Source organism: Trujillonella humicola, from assembly GCF_046233715.1.
Taxonomy (GTDB): domain Bacteria; phylum Actinomycetota; class Actinomycetes; order Mycobacteriales; family Geodermatophilaceae; genus Trujillonella; species Trujillonella humicola.
Window position 1 is genome coordinate 58928 of the sequence record NZ_JBJNRJ010000010.1, and the last position, 21652, is coordinate 80579.

At 75.3% G+C, this 21652-nt stretch carries 24 protein-coding genes; 18 read left to right on the forward strand and 6 right to left on the reverse strand.

Annotated features, from left to right (window positions below):
* Positions 1 to 86 precede the first annotated feature (86 nt).
* Positions 87 to 953: a potassium channel family protein gene (locus ACK586_RS07800; protein WP_409329893.1), complete on the forward strand. Its 867-nt coding sequence runs from the start codon at positions 87 to 89 to the stop codon at positions 951 to 953.
* Between the two features lie 31 nt (positions 954 to 984).
* Here the strand turns inward: ACK586_RS07800 and ACK586_RS07805 are convergent, their stop codons facing one another.
* Together ACK586_RS07805 and ACK586_RS07810 are read right to left on the reverse strand one after the other, a co-directional pair.
* On the reverse strand, positions 985 to 1218 hold the full coding sequence (locus ACK586_RS07805; protein WP_409329894.1) for a hypothetical protein: 234 nt from the start codon (positions 1216 to 1218) through the stop codon (positions 985 to 987).
* Positions 1200 to 1463 (reverse strand): hypothetical protein, encoded by a 264-nt coding sequence (locus ACK586_RS07810; protein ID WP_409329895.1) that lies wholly within the window; start codon positions 1461 to 1463, stop codon positions 1200 to 1202. Before ACK586_RS07810 ends, ACK586_RS07805 begins: the two co-directional genes overlap by 19 nt.
* A gap of 137 nt (positions 1464 to 1600) precedes the next feature.
* Here ACK586_RS07810 and ACK586_RS07815 point away from each other — a divergent pair, with 137 nt between their 5' ends.
* The 12 genes from ACK586_RS07815 to gcvP all read left to right on the forward strand — a co-directional run bounded on the left by ACK586_RS07815 (position 1601) and on the right by gcvP (position 13580).
* Positions 1601 to 1792 carry a DUF1918 domain-containing protein gene (locus ACK586_RS07815; protein WP_409329896.1) on the forward strand — a complete coding sequence of 64 codons (192 nt, stop codon included), beginning with the start codon at positions 1601 to 1603 and terminating at the stop codon, positions 1790 to 1792.
* A 10-nt stretch (positions 1793 to 1802) separates the two neighbouring features.
* Positions 1803 to 3896, forward strand: a complete 2094-nt coding sequence (locus tag ACK586_RS07820; protein ID WP_409329897.1) for an elongation factor G-like protein EF-G2 — start codon at positions 1803 to 1805, stop codon at positions 3894 to 3896.
* 160 nt (positions 3897 to 4056) lie between these two features.
* Positions 4057 to 4728 (forward strand): cardiolipin synthase ClsA, encoded by a 672-nt coding sequence (gene clsA, locus ACK586_RS07825; RefSeq protein ID WP_409329898.1) that lies wholly within the window; start codon positions 4057 to 4059, stop codon positions 4726 to 4728.
* Positions 4725 to 5750, forward strand: a complete 1026-nt coding sequence (locus tag ACK586_RS07830; RefSeq protein ID WP_409329899.1) for a DUF881 domain-containing protein — start codon at positions 4725 to 4727, stop codon at positions 5748 to 5750. The genes clsA and ACK586_RS07830 overlap by 4 nt, the downstream gene beginning before the upstream one ends.
* Before the next feature lie 5 nt (positions 5751 to 5755).
* Positions 5756 to 6088 carry a small basic family protein gene (locus ACK586_RS07835; protein ID WP_409329900.1) on the forward strand — a complete coding sequence of 111 codons (333 nt, stop codon included), beginning with the start codon at positions 5756 to 5758 and terminating at the stop codon, positions 6086 to 6088.
* The gene (locus tag ACK586_RS07840; protein ID WP_409329901.1) at positions 6085 to 6996 is read left to right on the forward strand and encodes a DUF881 domain-containing protein; all 912 of its coding nucleotides are present in this window, start codon (positions 6085 to 6087) and stop codon (positions 6994 to 6996) included. The genes ACK586_RS07835 and ACK586_RS07840 overlap by 4 nt, the downstream gene beginning before the upstream one ends.
* Positions 6997 to 7086: 90 nt before the next feature.
* Complete coding sequence (gcvH, locus tag ACK586_RS07845) at positions 7087 to 7482, forward strand: glycine cleavage system protein GcvH (protein WP_409329902.1); 396 nt, start codon at positions 7087 to 7089, stop codon at positions 7480 to 7482.
* A 320-nt stretch (positions 7483 to 7802) separates the two neighbouring features.
* Positions 7803 to 8324 (forward strand): oxoglutarate dehydrogenase inhibitor Odhl, encoded by a 522-nt coding sequence (odhI, locus tag ACK586_RS07850; protein ID WP_409329903.1) that lies wholly within the window; start codon positions 7803 to 7805, stop codon positions 8322 to 8324.
* Between the two features lie 4 nt (positions 8325 to 8328).
* The gene (gene ftsR, locus ACK586_RS07855; protein ID WP_409329904.1) at positions 8329 to 9060 is read left to right on the forward strand and encodes a transcriptional regulator FtsR; all 732 of its coding nucleotides are present in this window, start codon (positions 8329 to 8331) and stop codon (positions 9058 to 9060) included.
* Positions 9061 to 9156: 96 nt separating this feature from the next.
* Positions 9157 to 9639, forward strand: coding sequence for a bifunctional nuclease family protein (locus tag ACK586_RS07860; RefSeq protein WP_409329905.1), 483 nt, complete (start codon positions 9157 to 9159; stop codon positions 9637 to 9639).
* Positions 9640 to 9919: 280 nt separating this feature from the next.
* Positions 9920 to 10486, forward strand: a complete 567-nt coding sequence (locus ACK586_RS07865; protein ID WP_425330374.1) for a MerR family transcriptional regulator — start codon at positions 9920 to 9922, stop codon at positions 10484 to 10486.
* 76 nt (positions 10487 to 10562) lie between these two features.
* Positions 10563 to 13580, forward strand: coding sequence for an aminomethyl-transferring glycine dehydrogenase (gene gcvP / locus ACK586_RS07870; protein WP_409329906.1), 3018 nt, complete (start codon positions 10563 to 10565; stop codon positions 13578 to 13580).
* A 45-nt stretch (positions 13581 to 13625) separates the two neighbouring features.
* On the opposite strand, the gene ACK586_RS07875 is transcribed toward gcvP, so the two are convergent.
* A complete protein-coding gene (locus ACK586_RS07875; RefSeq protein WP_409329907.1) occupies positions 13626 to 13826 on the reverse strand; it encodes a DUF5999 family protein in 201 nt (66 codons plus the stop codon).
* 260 nt (positions 13827 to 14086) lie between these two features.
* Entirely contained in the window at positions 14087 to 15046 is a 960-nt protein-coding gene (gene coaA, locus ACK586_RS07880; protein ID WP_409329952.1) for a type I pantothenate kinase, read from the reverse strand.
* 127 nt (positions 15047 to 15173) lie between these two features.
* Between coaA and ACK586_RS07885 the strand changes: the two genes are divergently transcribed.
* Positions 15174 to 15974 (forward strand): GNAT family N-acetyltransferase, encoded by an 801-nt coding sequence (locus ACK586_RS07885; RefSeq protein ID WP_409329908.1) that lies wholly within the window; start codon positions 15174 to 15176, stop codon positions 15972 to 15974.
* Positions 15975 to 15986: 12 nt separating this feature from the next.
* On the opposite strand, the gene ACK586_RS07890 is transcribed toward ACK586_RS07885, so the two are convergent.
* Positions 15987 to 16532 carry a YbhB/YbcL family Raf kinase inhibitor-like protein gene (locus tag ACK586_RS07890; RefSeq protein WP_409329909.1) on the reverse strand — a complete coding sequence of 182 codons (546 nt, stop codon included), beginning with the start codon at positions 16530 to 16532 and terminating at the stop codon, positions 15987 to 15989.
* A gap of 167 nt (positions 16533 to 16699) precedes the next feature.
* On the opposite strand from ACK586_RS07890, the gene ACK586_RS07895 reads away from it, so the two are divergent.
* Positions 16700 to 17455: an HAD family hydrolase gene (locus ACK586_RS07895; protein WP_409329910.1), complete on the forward strand. Its 756-nt coding sequence runs from the start codon at positions 16700 to 16702 to the stop codon at positions 17453 to 17455.
* Entirely contained in the window at positions 17452 to 19815 is a 2364-nt protein-coding gene (locus tag ACK586_RS07900; protein ID WP_409329911.1) for a glycoside hydrolase family 65 protein, read from the forward strand. Before ACK586_RS07895 ends, ACK586_RS07900 begins: the two co-directional genes overlap by 4 nt.
* Here ACK586_RS07900 and ACK586_RS07905 read toward each other — a convergent pair whose 3' ends face one another.
* Positions 19816 to 20520, reverse strand: a complete 705-nt coding sequence (locus ACK586_RS07905; protein ID WP_409329912.1) for a M50 family metallopeptidase — start codon at positions 20518 to 20520, stop codon at positions 19816 to 19818.
* A 263-nt stretch (positions 20521 to 20783) separates the two neighbouring features.
* Here ACK586_RS07905 and ACK586_RS07910 point away from each other — a divergent pair, with 263 nt between their 5' ends.
* Together ACK586_RS07910 and ACK586_RS07915 are read left to right on the forward strand one after the other, a co-directional pair.
* Positions 20784 to 21245: an SRPBCC domain-containing protein gene (locus ACK586_RS07910; protein WP_409329913.1), complete on the forward strand. Its 462-nt coding sequence runs from the start codon at positions 20784 to 20786 to the stop codon at positions 21243 to 21245.
* A complete protein-coding gene (locus tag ACK586_RS07915; protein WP_409329914.1) occupies positions 21242 to 21649 on the forward strand; it encodes an ArsR/SmtB family transcription factor in 408 nt (135 codons plus the stop codon). Before ACK586_RS07910 ends, ACK586_RS07915 begins: the two co-directional genes overlap by 4 nt.
* The last annotated feature ends 3 nt before the right edge of the window (positions 21650 to 21652 follow it).

Genomic DNA, 21652 nt, shown 5'->3' on the forward strand with positions numbered 1-21652 from the left:
GGCCCCGGCGGGACCTCCCGCCGGGGCCGACGGCGCCCGGTGCCGGCTGGCAGGCTGGCCCGGCGCCGGAGATCGTCACGTGGTCGGTGACCGATGTCGGTGGCGTCCTCGTGCTCCTGGTGCTCCGGGACGTCTTCCACACGATCTGGCACCCGGGTGGCCGCGGTCGCCTCAGCTCCCGCGTCATGGCCGCGGTCTTCCGGGTGGGGCGGAGCCGGGGATGGCGCTCGCGGGCGGGGACCGGTCCCACCGGCCTGCTGCTGGTGGTCCTCACCTGGGTGGTGCTCGTGGTGATCGGCTGCGCGCTGGTCTACTGGCCGCACCTGCCGGGCGCGTTCTCCTTCGACGTCGGCCTGGTCCCGGCCGCGCGGGAGGACGTCCTCGACGCGGTGTACCTGTCCGCCGTGACCCTCAGGACCCTCGGCTTCGGCGACGTCGTCCCGGTGGCCGGCTGGCTGCGGGTCGTGGTCCCGGTGCAGGCGCTGGTCGGTTTCGCCCTGCTCACCGCCGCCGTCACCTGGGTGCTGCAGGTCTACCCGGCGCTCACCCGGCGACGTGCCACGGCCGTGCGGCTGTCGCTGCTGCGCCGGGTGGGAGCCGCGGACCTGGTGACCGGCCCGTCGACGCTGGCCGCGCAGCTGCTGCACGACGTCGCCGGCGAGCTGGTCCAGGTGCGCATCGACGCGACCCAGTATGCCGAGACCCACTACTTCCGGGAGGCCGATGCCGACGCCTCCCTGCCGGCGATGCTCGGGGTGGCGCTGGACCTCGCCGAGCGGGCGCGCACGTCCTCCGACCGCGACGTCCGTTTCGCCGGGGAGCTCCTGCACGCGGCGGTCGCCGACCTGCTGACCGTCGCGGACGAGGAGTTCCTGCGGGCCGGGGGTGACGTCCGCACCCGGTGCGCGGCCTACGCCGCGGCGCACGGGCACGAGGTCGCCACGGCGGCCTGAGCCCGGCGACCGCCCGGCTCGGGCCGCGTCGTCAGGCGGCACCGGGTGGCGAGCCGGCGGGGGTGCCGGCCACGGAGAGCAGCTGGCTGGCGGCCAGGACCACGACCTCCGTGACCGCCGTCGGCCAGCCGATGCGGCTGGCCAGCAGCCGGCCGGCCGACCGGGACCCGCGGACGGCCGCGAAGAGGACACCGCCCGGGCGGGCCGCCCGGAGGAGCCGCAGCGCGCGGGCGAACCGCAGGAAGGTCACGGCCAGGAAGACCATCTGCGCACCCAGAAGCGACGCCGGTCCCGGGCCGCCCGCAGCACGAACCCGGCCACGAACACCACCCAGCACAGCCGGCCGACGACGGTGAGGGTGGCCACCAGCCCCGCCTCCTGGGCGAGGACCTGCCCCAGCACGACCAGGACGAACACCGGCCCGAGCACGCCCATGGGCGTGTCCAGCCGCCGCGCCAACCCGTCCCGTTCCGGGGAGCCGGCCTCGTCCGGGGTGCCATCGGTGCGCATGCACGTCACCTACCCCGCCCACCGCGGAGCCGGCGGTCGACCGCCGGCGGAGGGCCGAGGGGGTTGATCGGCCCCCTCCGCACGGGGCAGGGTGTGAGCCACACCACATCGATGAGCGCGCCGTTGCGGAGGTCGCCGTGGAGGCACACGTCGGAGACCGGATCGTCGTCCGTTCCACCCACACCGGGGAGCCGGCGCGCACCGGCCGGGTGATCCGGTGCCACGAACCCGACGGAGGCCCGCCGTACGAGGTGGAGTGGGAGCCCGACGGGCACACCGGCCTGTTCTACCCGGCCGGGACCGCCACCGTCGTCCGCGAGCAGGACTGAGGGCCGGGGGATGGTCAAGGACACGGCCCCGGCCCCGGCCCCGCGAGCCGCCGAGCGGGTCCGCAACGTCGCCCTCGTCGGCCACGCCGGCGCGGGCAAGACCACACTGGCCGAGGCGCTGCTCGCGGCCTCCGGGGCGCTGCCGCGCGCCGGCCGGGTCGAGGACGGCACGACCTGCCTCGACGCCGAGGACGTCGAGGTCCGCCAGCAGCGGTCGGTCGGCTTGGGCGCGGCGACGATCGAGCACGACGGGCACCGCGTCACGCTGCTGGACACCCCGGGCTCCCCGGACTTCGTGGGCGAGCTGCGGGCCGGGCTGCGGGCCGCGGACGCGGCGCTGTTCGTGGTCTCGGCCGCCGGCGGGGTGGACGCGGCGACCGTCCAGCTGTGGGAGGAGTGCGCCGCGGTCGGGATGCCGCGTGCCGTCGTCCTCACCCAGCTCGACCGGTCCCGCGCCGACGTCGACGACACCGTCCGCGCCTGCCAGGCGATGCTCGGCGAGGGGGTCTTCCCGCTGCACCTGGTGCAGCGCGGCCCCGACGGCGGCGTCCGCGGGCTGGTCTCCCTGCTCGAGCCGCACCCCGACGCCCCCGATCAGGCCGAGGCCGACCGGCTGCGCGCCGAGCTCATCGAGGCGGTGATCGGCGAGAGCGAGGACGAGACGCTCATGGACCGCTACCTCGCCGGCGAGGAGCTCGTCGTGGCCGACCTGGTGGCCGACCTGGAGACCGCCGTCGCCCGCGGTCACTTCCACCCCGTGCTGTGCGTCGCCCCGCTGACCGGCGTCGGCGTGCCCGAGCTGCTGGACCTGCTCGTGGCCGCCTTCCCGTGCCCGGTGGAGCACGGCTGCCCGCCGGTGACCCGGCCCGACGGCCGCCCGGCGCCGGCGCTGAGCTGCGACCCCGAGGGCCCGCTGGTCGCCGAGGTGGTGAAGACGACGACCGACCCCTACCTCGGCCGGGTCTCCCTGGTGCGGGTCTTCTCCGGCACGCTGCGCCCCGACACCCCGGTGCACGTCTCCGGGCACGGGATGGCCGACCGCGGCCATCCCGACCACGACGTCGACGAGCGCGTGGGCGCGATCTCCTCGCCGCTGGGCACGGCGCTGCGCCCGGTCGCCGCCTGCCCGGCCGGCGACGTCTGCGCGGTCGCCCGGCTCACCTCCGCCGAGACCGGGGACACGCTGTCCTCCCCGGAGGACCCCCACCTCATGACCCCGTGGGAGCTGCCGGTGCCGCAACTGCCGGTCGCCGTGGAGGCAGCCTCCCGCGCCGACGAGGACCGGCTGGCCACCGCCCTGGCCCGGCTGGCCGCCGAGGACCCGACGGTCCGCGTCGAGCGTCGCCCCGACACCGGCCAGCTGCTGCTGTGGTGCGTGGGGGAGGGGCATGCCGAGGTGCTGCTGGACCGGCTGCGCTCGCGGCACGGCGTCGCCGTCTCCACCGTGCCGGTCCGCGTGCCCATGGTGGAGACCCTCGCCGGACCGGCCCGGGTGACCGGCCGGCTGGTCAAGCAGTCCGGCGGGCACGGCCAGTACGCCGTCGTGGTGGTCGAGGCCGAGCCCGGCCCGCCGGGCTCCGGCGTGGTCTTCGAGCAGCGGATCGTCGGCGGCACCGTGCCCGGGCAGTTCCACGGCAGCGTGGAGAAGGGCATCCGCACCCAGGCCGCCCGCGGGGTCAACGGCGACCGCCCGCTGGTCGACGTCCACCTGACCCTCGTCGACGGCAAGGCCCACTCGGTGGACTCCTCCGACGCCTCCTTCCAGTCCGCCGGCGCCCTGGCCCTGCGGGAGGCGGCCTCGGCGGCCGGCACCCGGGTGCTCGAGCCCTGGTGCGAGGTCGCCGTCGTCGTGCCGGGGGAGTACGTCGGCGCGGTGATGAGCGACCTGGCCACCCGGCGGGCGCGGGTGACCGGCACCGATCCCGATCCCGACCGCGACCGGACGACGGTGCGCGCCGAGGTCCCCGAGGTGGAGCTGCTCAGCTACGCCGGCGCGCTGCGGTCGGTCTCGCACGGCACCGGGTCGTTCACCCGCGCGCCCCTGGGCTACGAGCCCGCCCCGGCCAACCTGGTGGCCGCCGGCCTCGTGGCGGTGCCGGCGTAGGCCCCCGCGACCGCGACCGCGGCCGGTCCGGCCGGTCGCCGCGGGTCCTGCCCGGCGAGGACGGCGTGGGCGCCACGTGCGGACGACGGCGCGGGGGACACTAGCCTCGGCAGCGGACCCGAGCGGGTCCGCTGCGAGCGCGCGTCGGGCGGGAGGAACGGTGACGTCGTCGAACGGGTCGTCCCTGCCCGTTCCCCGGCCGGTGCCGGAGGCGGTTCCCGCCGTCGACCGGGTCGCCGACCGCAACCAGCTCCCCGAGCGGGTCTGGACCCTGCCCAACGCCCTGTCGGTGCTGCGCCTGCTGGGTGTGCCGCTGTTCCTCTGGCTGCTGCTGGGTCCCGAGGCCGACGGCTGGGCCGTCGTCGTCCTCATGGTCGCCGGGTTCACCGACTGGGCCGACGGGGCGCTCGCCCGCGCGCTGGGCCAGTACAGCCGGCTGGGGGCGCTGCTGGACCCGGCGGCCGACCGCCTGTACATCGTCTCGACGCTGATCGCCTTCGTGCTGCGCGACGTCGTGCCGTTCTGGGTCGTGGCCGTGCTCGTGGGCCGGGAGCTCGTGCTCGGCGTGATGCTGCTGGTGCTGCGCCGCTACGGCTACCCGCCGCTGCAGGTGCACTACCTGGGCAAGGCGGCCACCTTCATCCTCCTCTACGCGTTCCCGCTGCTGCTGCTCGCCGACGGCGACGGGCCGCTGGTCGCCGTCGTGCAGCCGGTGGCCTGGTCGCTGACCATCTGGGGCGGCGTCCTGTACGTCGCCGCCGGCCTGCTCTACGTCGTCCAGGTGCTGGGCCTGGTGGCCGCGGAGCGGCGGGCCGCCCGGGCGGTGCCGTGACCGCGCCCGTCCGGGGCGGCGGGCTCCGAGCGGCGGGCGCCTCGCTGCTGGACCAGGTGCTGGCCGAGACCCTGGATCCGGCCTACGAGCAGGCCGCCCGGGCGCGGGAGGAGAACCCGGCCCCGAGCCCCCGGCGCCGGGGCGGGGGCCGGCTGGCCGTCGCCCTCGTCATGGTCGCCGCGGGCGTGCTCGCCGCGGTCACCTACCACCTGACCGCCGTCGGCGCCGAGGGGAGGCAGGCGATCCGCGCCGCCCTCGTCGCCGACATCGGCAACGCGCAGGACCGCGCCGACGACCTCGCCGCCGAGCTCGAGCAGCTGCGTGCCGACGTGTCCCGCGCCCGCGAGGACGCGCTGGCCGCCTCCGACGAGGGCCGCCAGGCCCTCGACGAGCTGGACGCGGCCGAGCAGATGGCCGGCACCGTGCCCGTCACCGGGCCCGGCCTGCTGGTCACGCTCGCCGACGCCGCGGCGCCCGCGCAGGACGACCCGGTCGGCGGGGACGCCGAGGTCGACCCCCGGGGGCAGGTCCGCGACGACGACATCCAGCTCGTGGTCAACGCCCTGTGGGCCGCCGGCGCGGAGGCCGTGAGCGTGAACGACCAGCGGCTGGGTCCCACCACCGCGATCCGCTTCGCCGGCCAGGCGGTGCTCGTCGACTTCCGCCCGGTGACCAATCCCTACGAGATCCGTGCGATCGGGGACCCGTCGACCCTCCGCTCGGCCTTCCTCACCGTGCCCGAGGTGCAGTCGCTCGCGCTGATCGCCGAGTCCTACGGGCTCACCTTCGAGCTCGCCCAGCGCGACGACCTGTCCCTCCCCGCGGCCCGGACCCCGCAGCTGCGCGCGGGCGAGCTCGTCCCGGTCCCGGGCGACCTCGCCGGCACGGCGCCCGCCGGCGAGGACGCGCCGCCCGCGACCGAGGACGCACCGCCCGCGGGCACCCCGCCGGGGACCGCACCCACCCCCGACCCGGGTGCCGCCGATCCCGGCGCCACCCCCGATCCCGACCCCGGAGGCTGACCCTCGTGATCCCCGTCCTCGGGCTGGTCGTGGGGGTGGTGCTCGGCCTGGTCCTCGACCCGACCGTCCCGCTGTGGCTGCAGCCCTACCTGCCGATCGCCGTCGTCGCGGCCCTCGACGCGGTCTTCGGGGGAGTGCGCGCCCGGCTCGACGGCATCTTCGACGCGAAGGTCTTCGTGATCTCGTTCGTCTCCAACGTCGTCGTGGCCGCGCTGATCGTCTTCCTGGGCGACCAGCTCGGTGTGGGCGCGCAGCTGTCGACCGCGGTCGTCGTCGTCCTCGGCATCCGGATCTTCGGCAACGCCGCCGCGATCCGCCGGCACGTGTTCCGGGCATGAGCGACGCTCCGCGGCCCGGCGTCCCCGGCGGCCGCCCCGATCCCGACGACGAGATCCCGGCCGCCGGGTCGGCGGAGGAGCCCGCCGCCGGACCGGCGGACCGGGAGGACCCGGCCGGCAGCACCGAACCCGACGGCAGCACCGAACCCGACGGCAGCACCGAACCCGACGGCAGCACCGGACCCGACGGCAGCACCGGACCCGAGGGCAGCGGCAGGACCCGGCGCCGGCGCGACCCGGTGGCGGCCGCCCTCATCGGCGTCCTCACCCTGCTGCTCGGGTTCGCCTTCGCCGTGCAGATCCGGGTGACCGACACCGAGCAGGCGCTGACCGGCGCCCGCGAGGAGGACCTGGTCCGCATCCTCGACCAGCTGGAGGCCGACGAGGCCCGGCTGCGCTCCCTCCTCGCCGACCAGCGCTCCGCACTGCGCGAGCTCAACGACTCCGACAGCCGCGCCGACGCCGCTCTGGACGAGGCGCGACGCCGCGCCGACGCCCTCGCCATCCTCAACGGCACCGTCGCCGCCCGGGGCCCCGGACTGATCATGACGATCCGTGACCCGGCCGGCGAGGTGCGGGTCGCCGACGTGCTCGACGCCATCCAGGAACTGCGCGGGGCCGGCGCGGAGACCATGCAGATCGACGGCGTGCGCATCGGGGTGAGCTCCGCGGTGACCGGCGAACCCGGTGGGCTGCGGATCGACGGCGAGCCGCTCACCAGCCCCTACGAGATCCGCGTCATCGGCTCCCCGCAGGACATGGAGACGGCGATGAACATCCCCGGCGGCGTCGTGGACAACGTCAACCGCCGCGGCGGGAGCGTGGTCATCGCGCAGTCCGACAGCGTGCTGGTGGACGCGTTGCGGCCCCTGGAGACGCCTCAATACGCTGAGCCCGACGCCGACTAGAGAAACGACCCCCTCCTCCCCACGCCACGCCCCGCGCGCCGCGGGCCCCGGGAGGGGGCCACCCACCACCGAGGCCAGGAGCCCCGCCCCATGAGCGTGCCCGCCGACCGCCGCTACACCGACCAGCACGAGTGGACCCTCGTGCGGGAGGGCGAGGAGGGGACCGTCGTGCGCGTGGGCATCACCGACCACGCCCAGGACGCGCTCGGCGACATCGTGTTCGTGCAGCTGCCCGAGGTCGGCGCCGAGTTCTCCGCCGGGGACCCCATGGGGGAGGTGGAGTCGACCAAGTCGGTCTCCGACGTCTACGCGCCCGTCGCGGGCACCGTCGTGGCCGTCAACGAGGCGCTCGACGCCACCCCGGAGACGGTGAACGCCGACCCCTACGGCGCGGGGTGGCTCGTCGACATCCGCACCGGCGACGGCGACCCCACGTCTGCGCTGCTCGACGCGGCGGGCTACCAGGCGCTGGTCGACGGTTCCTGACCCGCCCGGGGGTCGCCGGCAACGGGCCGGGCCGGGGCCGCGGCGGGCGCCGACGGCGTGGGAGCCCACGGGTCACCCGGAGGCGGATCACTATGCTCGACGGTGCGTCCGCGCGCCCCCGGGAGGCCTCCCGGGGGCCGTGACCGTGACCCTGGACCTGCGGTTGACCCTCGGGTCCACCGCTGGTTCCATGACCAACGGCCCGCCGCGCCCCGTGCGGCGGCCGACCCACGACGGCACCGACCGGTCCGTCGTCCGCCGGCCGCCCGCGGCCAACCCCCAGGCCCGCGGCGGTGCCCCCTGCACCGGAGGAGACAGACGTGCACTGCACTCGTTGTGGACACAACAACCCCGAGGGCAGTCGCTTCTGCGCGCAGTGCGGCTCGGCCCTGGCACCGGAGCGGATCGGCGAGTCCACCAGCGTCATCCCCAAGGTCGGCGGGGAGGACTCCGGCGAGGTCGCCGAGGTCGCCGTCGAGACCGCCGCCGACGCCCACGCCGGCGCGGTCGAGTCCCTGCCGCCGGGCTCGGCGCTGCTGGTGGTCAAGCGCGGCCCCAACGCCGGCAGCCGGTTCCTGCTCGACCAGGACGTCACGACCGCCGGGCGTCACCCCGACAGCGACATCTTCCTCGACGACGTCACCGTCAGCCGCCGGCACGTGGAGTTCCACCGCGAGGGCGGGGGCTTCTCCGTGCACGACGTCGGCAGCCTGAACGGCACCTACGTCAACCGCGAGCCGGTCGACGTGGCCACCCTGGCCGGCGGCGACGAGGTGCAGATCGGGAAGTTCCGACTGGTGTACCTCACCGGCCCGCGCACCGGCGAGCCCTCCGCGCGCTGAGCCGGTGGCCGGAGCGCGAGCCCGCGCGTCCGGGGACGGCGCCGACGAGCACGTCTCCCGGCTCACGATCGGGGAGGTGCTGAGCGTCCTGCGCGACGACTTCCCCGACGTGACGATCAGCAAGATCCGGTACCTCGAGTCCGAGGACCTGGTCCACCCCGAGCGCACCGCGTCCGGCTACCGGAAGTTCTCCCCGGCCGACGTCGCGCGGCTGCGGTACGTGCTGGCCGCCCAGCGCGACCAGTACCTGCCGCTGCGGGTGATCAAGGAGCACCTCGACGCGCTGGACCGAGGCATGCCCCTGCCCGGAGCCGGCGGGCCGGCGGCCGACGCGGCGGGGGCCGTGGCCGAGGCCGGCGCGGGCGACGGCGCGATGACCCCCGAGGCGTTCGCCGCGGCCGCCGGGATGGACCTGGCGCAGCTCGCCGACTGCGTGCAGTTCGGGCTGCTCGCGACCGATGCCGACGGCCGGCACCCGGCGTCGGACCTGCCCGTCGCGCGGGCCGCCGCCGCGCTGGCACGGCACGGCCTGGAACCACGGCACCTGCGGGTCTACCGGACCGGTGCCGAGCGCGAGGCCGGCCTGGTCGAGCAGCTGGTCACGCCGGTGCTGAGGGCCCGGTCGGAGGACGCCCGGGCCCGGGCGACGGAGAAGCTGCGCGAGCTCGCCGGGCTGTCCGCGCAGCTGCACACCGCGTTGCTGGAGGCGCGACTCCGGGACCTCCTGCGCTCCTAGGTCGGGCGTACCGTGGTCGCCACAGGTCCCCGGGGCGTCCCGATCGCGTCGGCCCGGGACCCGATCAGCCGTACCGCCGCAGCCGAGGAGTCTCCCGTGCAGGAACTGCGTGTCGTCGGGGTCCGGGTGGAGCTGCCCGGCAACCAGCCGATCCTGCTGCTCAAGGAGACGCAGGGCGAGCGGTACCTGCCCATCTGGATCGGTGCGGTCGAGGCCGCCGCGATCGCCTTCGAGCAGCAGGGCGTGCGGCCGGCGCGGCCGATGACCCACGACCTGCTCCGCGACGTCGTCCGGGCGCTCGGTGCCACGCTCGAGGCGGTCAACATCACCGAGATGCGCGACGGGATCTACATCGCCGAGCTCGTGCTGGGCGAGGACCGCGTGGTCAGCGCCCGTCCCTCCGACGCCGTCGCGCTGGCGGTCCGCACCGGGGCGCCGATCTTCGGCGCCGAGACGCTGCTCGACGAGGTCGGGATCGAGATCCCCGACGAGCAGGAGGACGAGGTGGAGAAGTTCCGCGAGTTCCTCGACCAGATCTCCCCGGAGGACTTCGGCGCCGGCTCCGGCTCCGGCGGCTGAGGACCCCGCCCGCGCCGGGACCGGAGGGGCCGGTGTGACCCCGGGAGGAACAGTCGTCACACCCGCCCCGCCCGCACCGTCCCGGCTCCAGTGCAGCGGCAGCACCGCCGATACCCTCCCTTCGGGTCGAGTGCAGCGACACGCCGCCCCGCTCAGTTGACCGACCCCAGGGCCCGGCTTACCGTTCGGCGAACAACACCGGTGTGACACCGCCGTCCGTGGGTGCCGTACCGGGTCGCCGTCCCCGACCGGGGGCGGGACGCGGAGGAGGGACGCCGACGTGAGCGACCAGAGCACTGGCTCCCAGGGTCAGCTCTTCAGTGACGCCGCCGTCGGCGCCCCCTCGTACGACGAGGTGGACACCGACCTCGTCGGTTACCGCGGCCCGACCGCGTGCGCCGTCGCCGGCATCACCTACCGGCAGCTGGACTACTGGGCCCGCACCGGGCTGGTCGCCCCCTCGGTGCGCAGCGCCACCGGCTCGGGCACCCAGCGGCTGTACTCCTTCCGCGACGTCCTGGTGCTCAAGGTCGTCAAGCGGCTGCTGGACACCGGGGTCTCGCTGCAGAACATCCGCAAGGCCGTGGACCACCTGCGCAACCGCGGGATCAAGGACCTCGCCAACGTCACGCTGTTCTCCGACGGCGCCACCGTCTACGAGTGCACCTCCGCCGAGGAGGTCGTCGACCTGCTGGCCGGCGGGCAGGGCGTCTTCGGCATCGCCGTCTCCGGCGCGCTGCGCGAGCTGTCCGGCGAGCTGGCCGAGCTGCCGGCCGAGCGGGTCGACGGCGCGCCGGTGCAGGCCGACGACGAGCTGTCGCTGCGTCGCCGCCGCAAGGCGGTCTGAGCGGAGCCTGGGCCGGGCCCTCGCGCGAGGCGGACCGTCGGGCAGGTGGCCCGGCGATTGAGGTAGCGTCGCAGCAATGGCGGACGCTGCCCCGAGCCCCTCGTCGAGCCCCCTCCCGTCGCTGCGGTCGCTGAGCCCCGCCGGCTCCTTCGCCGGCCGGCACATCGGCCCCCGGTCGGCCGAGACCGCCGAGATGCTCGCGGCCGTCGGGTACGACTCGCTGCAGTCGCTGGTCGACGCCACCGTGCCCGAGGCCGTGCGCGACCGCCGCCCGCTGGACCTCCCGGCCGCCGCCGACGAGGCCGCCGTCCTCGCGGCGCTGCGCGAGCGGGCCGCCGACAACGAGGTCGTCACCTCCATGATCGGGCTGGGTTACTCCGGCACGGTCACACCGGCGGTCATCCAGCGGGTCATCCTCGAGAACCCCGCCTGGTACACCGCCTACACGCCCTACCAGCCCGAGATCAGCCAGGGCCGGCTCGAGGCGCTGCTCAACTTCCAGACCACCGTCGCCGACCTCACCGGGCTGCCCGTGGCCGGCGCCTCGATGCTGGACGAGGCCACCGCCGCCGCCGAGGCGATGACGCTGGTCCGCCGCGCCGGCCGGGCGAAGCCGGAGGCGGTGTTCGTCGTCGACGCCGACACCCTGCCGCAGACCCTCGCCGTGCTCGAGACCCGCGCCGCGCCGCTCGGCATCCGCCTGCACGTCGCCGACCTGTCCGGCGGCTGGCCCGCCGACCTGCCCGAGGCCGGCGCGTTCGGTGTCCTGCTGTCGTTCCCGGGCGCCAGCGGAGCGGTCCGCGACCACCGGGCGCTGGCCGCCGCGGCGCACGAGGCGGGGGCGGCCGTCGTCGTCGCCGCCGACCTGCTCGCGCTGACGCTGCTGGAGGCACCGGGGGAGTGGGGGGCCGACGTCGCCTGCGGCAGCAGCCAGCGCTTCGGGGTCCCGCTGGGCTTCGGCGGCCCGCACGCCGGCTACCTGTCGGTGCGCGAGGGGCTGGCACGGCAGCTGCCCGGCCGGCTGGTCGGCGTCTCCGTGGACGCCGACGGCGACGTCGCCTACCGGCTGGCGCTGCAGACCCGCGAGCAGCACATCCGCCGGGAGAAGGCGACCAGCAACATCTGCACCGCGCAGGTCCTGCTCGCCGTCATGGCCGGGGCGTACGCCGTCTACCACGGTCCCGAGGGGCTGGCCGGCATCGCCGCCCGGGTGCACCGCTGCGCGGTGGCGCTCGCCGGCTGGCTGCGCGCGGGCGGCCTGCAGGTCGCGCACGAGGCCTTCTTCGACACCGTGACCGTCGCCGTCCCCGGCCGCGCCGCCGAGGTCGTCCGCACCGCCGCGCAGCGCCGGGTCAACCTGCGCCTGGTGGACGCCGACACCGTCGCCGTCGCCTGCGACGAGACGACGACACCGGAGGTGCTGGCGCTGGTGGCCGAGGCGTTCGGCGTGCCGGCCGACGAGTCGGCGCTGGACGACGACGGTCCCGACGCGCTCCCGGCCGGGCTGCGCCGCACCACGCCGTACCTGACCCACCCGGTCTTCTCCGCGCACCGCTCGGAGACGGCGCTGCTGCGCTACCTGCGGTCGCTGTCGGACAAGGACCTCGCCCTCGACCGCACGATGATCCCGCTGGGCTCGTGCACGATGAAGCTCAACTCCGCCGTCGAGATGGCCGCCATCACCTGGCCCGAGTTCGCCGGCATCCACCCCTTCGCCCCGGCCGAGCAGACCCGTGGCTACCGCCGGCTGATCGACGAGCTGTGCGAGGGGCTCGCCGAGATCACCGGCTACGCGGCGGTCAGCGTCCAGCCGAACGCCGGTTCGCAGGGCGAGTTCGCCGGGCTGCTGGCCATCCGGGAGTACCACCGGTCGCGCGGGGAGGAGCACCGCGACGTCTGCCTGATCCCCAGCTCCGCGCACGGCACCAACGCCGCCAGCGCGGTCATGGCCGGGATGCGCGTGGTCGTCGTCGCCTGCGACGAGGCCGGCAACGTCGACCTGGCCGACCTGCGGGTCAAGGTCGACCAGCACGCCGGCCGGTTGGCCGCGATCATGATCACCTACCCGTCGACGCACGGGGTGTTCGAGACCGAGGTGCAGGACATCTGCGCCGCCGTGCACGACGCCGGCGGACAGGTGTACGTCGACGGGGCCAACCTCAACGCGATGGTCGGCCTGGCCCGGCCGGGCCGCTTCGGCTCCGACGTCAGCCACCTCAACCTGCACAAGACGTTCTGCATCCCGCACGGCGGCGGCGGTCCCGGCGTCGGCCCCATCGGCGTGCGCGAGCACCTGGTGCCGTTCCTGCCCGGGCACCCGCTGGCCGACACCGGCGGGCGCGGGCCCGCTGTCTCCGCCGCGCCGTGGGGATCGGCGGGCATCCTGCCCATCTCGTGGGCCTACCTGCGGCTGATGGGCCCCGACGGGCTGCAGCGCGCGACCGAGCACGCCATCCTCGCCGCCAACTACGTCGCGGCGCGGCTGCGCGAGCACTTCCCGGTGCTGTACACCGGCCGCGACGGGCTGGTCGCCCACGAGTGCATCCTCGACGTCCGGCCGCTCACCAAGGCCACCGGCATCACCAACGACGACATCGCCAAGCGGCTGGTCGACTTCGGGTTCCACGCGCCGACGATGAGCTTCCCCGTCGCCGGCACGCTCATGGTCGAGCCGACCGAGAGCGAGGACAAGGGCGAGCTCGACCGGTTCGTGGCGGCGATGGTGGCCATCCGCGGGGAGATCGAGAAGGTCGCCACCGGCGAGTACGACCGGGAGGACAACCCGCTGCGCAACGCCCCGCACACGCTGGCGATGGTGGCGGGGGAGTGGGGCCGGCCCTACCCGAGGTCGACGGCGGTGTACCCGGTGCCGAGCCTGACCGGCCGCGGCTACCTGAGCCCGGTGCGCCGGATCGACCAGGCCTACGGCGACCGCAACCTGGTGTGCTCGTGCCCGCCGCCGGAGGCGTTCGCCGAGCCGTCGGACCACGTCCGGCCGGCGGCCGCACCGGTCGCGCACGTCCCCGACCGGGGTCAGGGCGCTCCGGACGACCTGGGCACCACCGAGGACGTCGTCGGCGCCGGTCAGGCGTAGCCGCGGCCCCTGGGTCCCCGCCACGGCGGGGACCCGGGACGGGCGTCAGGCGCCGGCGAGCACCGGCACGAAGTCGCGGTGGTGGGCCACGGCCCGGCCGTCGGGCAGCAGCTCGCCGTCGTCGTCGAACAGGACGACGCCGTTGCAGAGCAGGCTCCACCCCTGCTCGGGGTGGCTGCTCACCACCGCGGCGAGGTCGCGCGCGTCGTCGTCGGCGGCGGGGCAGGGGCGTACGTGAGCGCACATGGGGATCACTCCCGATCGGCGGCGGGTGGGCCGCGTGATGACGGTTCGTGCCCGGCTGGTGACCGGATGACGAGAAGTGTGCTCCGGCTCACGTCCGGTGTCAGGTGTCCGGGGAACGGAGTCACCCTCCCGGGTTGGCGAGACCTGCCAGCGCGCCGCCGTCGCCTCGCGTCCGCCTTCGTCCCACGACCGTTATCCCCAACATCGTCGCCGCGGAGCGGCCGCGGGTGTCGCAGGGGAGGAGGAGCAGCGAGGACCGGTCAGATCTTGCGCAGCAGGACCCGGCGCACCGAGTGGTCCGCGGCCTTCTGCAGCACCGCCCGTGCCCGGGAGCGCGTGGGCACGATGTTCTCCCGGAGGTTGGGCACGTTGACCGACCGCCAGATCTCCAGCGCGGTCTGCCGGGCCTGCTCGTCGCTGAGGTCGGCGAAGCGGTGGAAGTAGGCGCCGGTGTCGGCGAACGCGGTGCGGCGCAGCGCGAGGAACCGCTCGACGTACCACTCCTGGATGTCGCTCTCGGCGGCGTCGACGTAGACCGAGAAGTCGAAGAAGTCCGACAGGAAGACCTCGGGCGCGCGCCCGTCGGCCCGCCGCCCGGCCTGCAGGACGTTGAGACCCTCGAGCACGAGGATGTCGGGCCGGTCGACGTCCTGGGTGTCGCCGGGGACGACGTCGTAGGACTGGTGGGAGTACAGCGGCGCGGACACCCGGCCGCGGCCGCTCTTGACCTCGGCGAGGAAGCGGATGAGCGCCCGCCGGTCGTAGCTCTCCGGGAAGCCCTTGCGACCGAGCAGCCCGCGGGCCTCGAGGACGGCGTTGGGGAGCAGGAAGCCGTCGGTGGTGACCAGGTCGACCCGGGGTGCCCCCGGCCCGGCAGCGAGCAGGGTCTGCAGCAACCGGGCGGTGGTGCTCTTGCCGACGGCGACGCTGCCGGCGACGGCGATGACGTAGGGGACCTTGGCGCTGGTGTCCCCGAGGAAGCGGTTGCGGGCCGCCCACAGCCCTCGACTCGCCTCGACGTGCAGGTTGAGCAGGCCGGCGAGGGGGAGGTAGACGGTCGCGACCTCGTCGAGATCGATGCGGTCGCCGAGGCTCTTGAGCTCGGCCAGATCCTGCTCGTCCAGCGGCAGCGCGGAGCCGGCCGCGAGCGCACGCCACGAGGCGCGGTCGAACACCGCATAGGGCGAGATGGCCCGGGTCCCTGCCGTCACGGCGCCCATCGTGCCGTCCACGGGCGGGGCGCCCACGCCCCGGGTCACCCGACCGGGGTGGGCGCGCGCCGGCACCCGGGTCGGAGGGGCGGGCGGACGGCGGACGGACGGCCGGGTGGCGTCTACTGTCGGCCGCGTGGCGCACTCCGGGCTGTTCGACTGCATCGAGCAGTACCACGCGGCCGCTCCGCTGCCCGACGGCCGCATCGAGCGGGTCGGCGGGCTCGACGTCCCCGTGGTCGCGCCCGCCTGGCCCTACCCCGCCCGCCCGCGTCCGGGGGGCGCGCCGGTCACCACCGACGACGTGCGGGCCGCGATGGGCCTGCAGGAGGCGTCGGGGCTGCCGGTCGCGCTCGAGTGGATCTGGGAGCGGTCGGGGGGCACGGCGGCCGCTGCCCGGGAGGCCGGCCTCACCGTCGAGTACCTGCCGCTGCTGGTGCTCGACACCGCGATGGAGCTGCTGCTGCCGCACGGGGTCCGGCTCTACCTGGTCGGTGCGGAGGACCCGCAGCTGCCGCGCTACCAGCGGCTGGCCGAGCTGGCCTTCGCCACCCCGTCCGGCAGCACGGGCGGCGCCGCCACCGTCGAGGAGCGGGTGGCGGCCGGCCCGCGCACCGAGGTGCTGCGCGAGCGGATCGCCACCGGGCGCACCGTGATGATGGTGGCCGTGGAGGACGGCGAGCCGGTGGCCGTGGGCTCGCACCAGCCGCTCGACGTCGACGGCCGCGAGGTCAGCGAGATCACCGGGGTGGCCACGCTGCCACGGCTGCGCGGTCGCGGTCTCGGGGCGGGCCTGACCTCGGCCCTGGCCGAGCACGCCCGCGAGACCGCCGACCTCGTCTTCCTCACCGCCGGCGACGACGACGTCGCCCGCGTCTACGAGCGGGTGGGTTTCGCCTGGATCGGCACGACCGGCGTCGCGGACCTGCCGTCCTGAGCCGACGCCGTCCTACTCCTGCTCGTAGCTGACGACCAGCGTGGCGCGCGCCAGCGTGTGGCCGAACAGGGTGAAGCCGTGGAAGGCCGCCGAGGCATCGGCGGGCACGCCCAGGTCGTCGGTGTCGAGCGCGTGCACGACCACGAAGTAGCGGTGCGGCCCGTGGCCGGCCGGGGGAGCGGCGCCCACGTACCCGGCGAAGCCGGCGTCGTTGCGCAGCTGCAGCGCCCCGTCCGGCAGGCCCGCGCCGTCCTGGCTGCCGGCGCCCGCGGGCAGCTCGGTGACCGAGGCCGGGATCCCGGTCACGATCCAGTGCCAGAAACCGCTGGCGGTCGGGGCGTCGGGGTCGAAGACGGTGACGGCGAAGCCGCGGGTGCCCTCGGGGAAGCCCGACCAGGACAGCTGCGGGGACCGGTCCTCGCCGCCCGCTCCCATGACGCCGCTGACCTGGGGCGCGGGCATGGTCCCGCCGTCGCGCAGGTCGCTGCTGGTGACCTCGAACGAGGGGACGGGCGGCAGGAAGTCGTAGGGGCTGGGCGGCACCGGGCGGTCGGCCATGGGAGCTCCTCGCAGGTCGTGGGGGGTCAGCTGCCGACCCTAGGAGGGAAGCGGCCGCGCGGCCTCCTGCAGGGACCCGCCGCCTCGCCGGCCGGGGGGAGCCCGCCGGTGGCGGGCCAGGAGGCGTTCATCCGTCACGGGGGCGTCGTCGCCGGTAGCGTCGCAGCGTGCTCGGCCTCCCCGACGGCATCCGTGCCTGCCTCTTCGACATGGACGGCGTCCTCACCCGGACGGCGTCGGTCCACATGGCCGCCTGGAAGCGGACCTTCGACGAGTTCCTGCGGGCCCGCGACCCGGGCGCCCCCGAGTTCACGCAGCTGGACTACAACCGCTACGTCGACGGCAAACCGCGGGCCGACGGCGTCCGCGACTTCTTCGCCAGCCGCGGGATCACGCTGCCCGAGGGGACACCCGACGACGGCCCGGGCGCCCCCACCGTGCACGGCGTCGGCCGGCGCAAGAACGTCCTGCTGCTGCGCGAGCTGGAGGAGCACGGCGTGGAGGTCTACCCCGGCTCGATCCGCTTCCTGGAGGCGGCGCGGGCGGCGGGCCTGGCCACCGCGGTGGTCACCGCCTCGGCCAACGGCGAGCAGGTGGTCGCCGCCGGCGGCTTCGGGCAGCTGCTCGACGCCCGCGTCGACGGCGTGGTCGCCGCGCGCGAGGGGCTGCGCGGCAAGCCCGCGCCCGACACGTTCCTCGCCGCGGCGCGGGCACTGGGCGTGCCGCCGGCGCAGGCCGTCGTCTTCGAGGACGCCCTGGCCGGGGTGGCCGCCGGGCGGGCGGGGGAGTTCGGGTACGTCGTGGGGGTGGACCGGGTCGGGCAGGCCGACGCGCTGCGCGGGCACGGCGCCGACGTCGTCGTCACCGACCTCGCCGACCTCCTGGACGGCACCGCCGCGGCGGCCCCGGGGGAGCGGGCATGACGGAGGGGCGGGCGACCTTCCCCATCGAGCCGTGGGCGCTGACCGAGATCGGGCTCGACCACGCCTCGCTGGGCACCCACGAGTCGGTGTTCGCACTGGCCAACGGGCACATCGGCATGCGCGGCTCCTTCGAGGAGGGGGAGCCGATCGTCGTGCCGGGCACCTACCTCAACGGCTTCTTCGAGGAGCGGCCGCTGCCCTACGCCGAGGCCGGCTACGGGTTCCCCGAGCAGGGCCAGACCGTGGTCAACGTGACCGACGGCAAGCTCATCCGGCTGCTGGTCGGGGACACCCCGCTGGACCTGGACTACGGCGAGGTGGTCGACCACCGGCGCACCCTCGACCTGCGCCGCGGCACGCTGCGCCGGGTCACCGAGTGGCGGTCCCCGGCCGGCCGCACCGTGACCGTGACCAGCACCCGGATGGTGTCGCTGAGCCGCCGGTCGATCGCCGCCATCGAGTACACCGTCGAGTGCACCGACGGCCGCGGCGACCTGTACGTGGCCGTGCAGTCGGACCTGCTGGCCAACGAGCCGGTCGACAGCGGCAGCGAGTCCGACGATCCGCGGGCCGCTGCCGCGCTGCGCCGACCGCTGCTCAGCGAGCTCGCCGTCGGCCGCGGCCAGCGGGCGGTGCTGGTGCACCGCACCCGGCGCAGCGGCCTGCGCGTGGCCGCGGGCATGGACCACGTCGTCGACGTTCCCGACACCGCCACCGAGGACATCGAGTCCGGGGAGGACCTCGCGCGGTTCACCCTCGCCGCCCGGCTGCCCCAGGGCCGTCCGCTGAAGCTGGTGAAGTACCTGGCCTACGGCTGGTCCTCGCGCCGGTCGGCCGCGGCGCTGCGCGACCAGGTGGAGGGGGCACTGGCCACCGCCAAGCTGGCCGGGTTCGAGCGGCTGGTCAGCGAGCAGCGATCGGTGCTCGACGAGTTCTGGGCCCAGGCCGACGTCCAGGTCGAGGGGGACGACGAGCTGCAGCAGGCCGTCCGCGTCGGCCTCTTCCACGTGCTGCAGGCCGGACTGCGCGCCGAGCGGCAACCCATCCCGGCCAAGGGGCTCACCGGTCCCGGCTACGACGGGCACACCTTCTGGGACACCGAGACCTACGTGCTCCCGGTGCTCACCTACACCGCACCCCACGCGGCCCGCGACGCCCTGCGCTGGCGGCACTCCACGCTCGACCTCGCCAAGGACCGGGCGCGGGAGCTGGGCCGGCAGGGAGCCGCCTTCCCGTGGCGGACCATCCGCGGTGAGGAGACCTCCGGCTACTGGCCGGCCGGCACCGCCGCCTTCCACATCAACGCCGACATCGCCGACGCCGTCGTCCGCTACTGGCACGCCACCCAGGACGACGAGTTCGACCGCGACCACGGCGCGGAGCTGCTGGTGGAGACCGCGCGGCTGTGGGCCTCGCTGGGGCACTTCGACACCGAGGACGGCTTCCGCATCGACGGGGTCACCGGGCCCGACGAGTACACCGCCGTCGTCGACAACAACGTCTACACGAACCTCATGGCGCAGCGGAACCTGCGCGAGGCCGCCCGGGCCGTGGCCCGGCAGCCCGAGGTCGCCGGCCGGCTGCAGGTGACCGACGACGAGGTGGCGCAGTGGGAGCGCGCCGCCCGGCTCATGCGCGTGCCGTTCGACGCCCGGCTGGGTGTGCACATGCAGTCGGAGAACTTCACCCACCACGAGGAGTGGGACTTCGAGGCCACCCCGCCGTCCTGCTACCCCCTGCTGCTGCACTACCCGTACTTCGAGATCTACCGCAAGCAGGTCATCAAGCAGGCGGACCTGGTGATGGCCCTCCACCTGCGGGGAGACGCCTTCACCCAGGAGGAGAAGGCCGCCGACTTCGCCTACTACGAGGCGCGCACGGTCCGCGACTCCTCCCTGTCGGCCGCCCAGCAGGCGGTCGTCGCCGCCGAGACCGGGCACCTGGATCTGGCCTACGACTACTGGGCCGAGGCCACGCTGACCGACCTGCAGAATCTGCACGGCAACTCCGGCCACGGGCTGCACATCGCGTCGATGGCCGGCGGGTGGACCGTGGCCGTCGCCGGGTTCGGGGGCATGCGCGACCACGACGGGAGGCTGCTGTTCGCCCCCCGGCTGCCACCGCGGCTGAGCCGGTTGCGGTTCCGCGTCGTCTACCAGGGGCGGATCCTCGAGGTGGAGATCGGGCGGGAGCAGGCGACCTACCGGCTGGTCGAGGGGGAGCCGCTGGACGTGCACCACCACGGCCGGCGGATCACGGTGGGGGAGCGGGAGCAGACCGTCGACATCCCGCCGGCCCCGCCGGTCGAGCCCGTGCGGCAGCCGCACGGCGCCGCTCCGCGCCGCCGCGCCCGCGCCTGATCAGCCGAGCAGCCACGAGCCACCGAGGAGGAGGCAGCCCAGGTCCACGGCGAGGAGGACGCCGACCCACGCGAGCGCGGGCACGCCGGTGAGGCGGGCCAGCTGGTCGGCGTCGGAGTCCCGGGCCGACCGCCGTCGCCGGGCGCGCTGCAGCTCGACGACCGTCTTGGGCGCTGCCAGCAGCAGGAACCAGGTCAGACCGGCGGCGAACAGCGCCTGACCGGACGGCGGCAACCACCAGGTGGCCGCGAGCACGACGGCGCCGGTCGCCAGGACCGACCACAGCCCGAACCAGTTGCGGATCTGCACGAGCAGCAGCGCGAGCAGCGCCAGCAACGCCCACAGCAGCCCCACCGCGTACCCGGCGGCGAAGAGAGCGGCCGCGCCGAGGCCGAACAGGGCCGGGCCGGTGTAGCCGGCCGCGCAGGTCAGGACCATGCCCGGACCGGTGGGCCGTCCGGCGGACACGGTCAGCCCCGAGGTGTCGGAGTGCAGCCGGATGCCGGCCAGCCGGCGGCCGACCGCGAGCGCCACCAGCCCGTGCGCGCCCTCGTGGGCGATCGTGACGACGGTGCGCGCCGGACGCCACAGCGCGGGGGTGAGGACGACGAGCAGCGCGGCGGCCGCCACGGCCAGCAGCCATTCGCGCGGCGGGGCGTCCACCGGGGTGGCGACACGAGCCCAGAACCGGCCGAGGACGTCCACGGTCGGCTCCCTCCTGGGCGGATCGGCGAGAGGCCCAGCCTCGCAGACGCAGCCGGCAGCCGACCGGGTGGTCCACCGTTATGCCCAACAGACTTCCTGTCAGCAACATCCCCGGCACACCGGTCAACGGCCCTGGGCAACACAGCCCTAGCTCCTCGACGATGCAACACGGACTTCCCGGGCGCCAATCCGCAACCAGCGGTTGCGCTATTGGCGGCGCGCGGCTAGCTTCATCGCAACCGATGGTTGCGGGAGGGCAGGTCATGGAGTTCGGCACGATCGAGCGGCAGCTGCACGTCGACGCATCCCCGGAGGTCGTCTTCGACGTGGTGAGCAGCCCGGAGCACCTGCGGCAGTGGTGGCCCGACGAGGCGGAGTTCCCGGCCGAACCCGGGGGGAACGGCCGGATCGGCTTCGGTGACCCGGGGCAGGGGCGGACCTGGGTCCGGATCACGGTCGTCGACGCCGTGCCCCCACGGCTGTTCTCCTTCCGCTGGACCCACGAGGAGGGGCAGGCCGCTGCGGCCGGCAACTCGCTCCTCGTCGTCTTCGAGCTCGAGCCGGCAGGGGAGGGCACGCTCCTGCGGATGACCGAGAGCGGTTTCCGGGAGCGCGGGTGGGACGAGGCCCGCGCTGCCGAGGAGCGCGCCGACCACGTCACCGGCTGGGACTTCTACCTCCCGCGGCTCCTCGCCTACGCCGCGGAGGTCGGGGCGCGGGCATGAGCGTCGCGGTGGACGACGCCCTCTGGTCGGCGGTCGGCGACCCCACCCGCCGCCGGATGCTCGACCTGCTGCTGAGCCGCGGGACCGTCACGGCGACCGGGCTCAGCGAGCACCTGCCGGTGACCCGGCAGGCCGTCGCCAAGCACCTCGCCGTCCTCGCCCGGGTGGGACTGGTGCACCCCTCGACCGCCGGCCGCGAGCGGCGCTACCGGGTCGACGAGACGCAGCTGGCCCGGGCCGTCGCGCAGCTGTCGGAGGTCGGCGCCGCGTGGGACGGCCGCCTGCAGCGGATCAAGGGGATGGCCGAGGCGATCCAGCGCGCCGCCTCCGCCGACCACGGCCGAGAGCACGACGACCGAGAGCACGACGACCGAGAGCACGACGACCGAGAGCACGACGACTGAGAG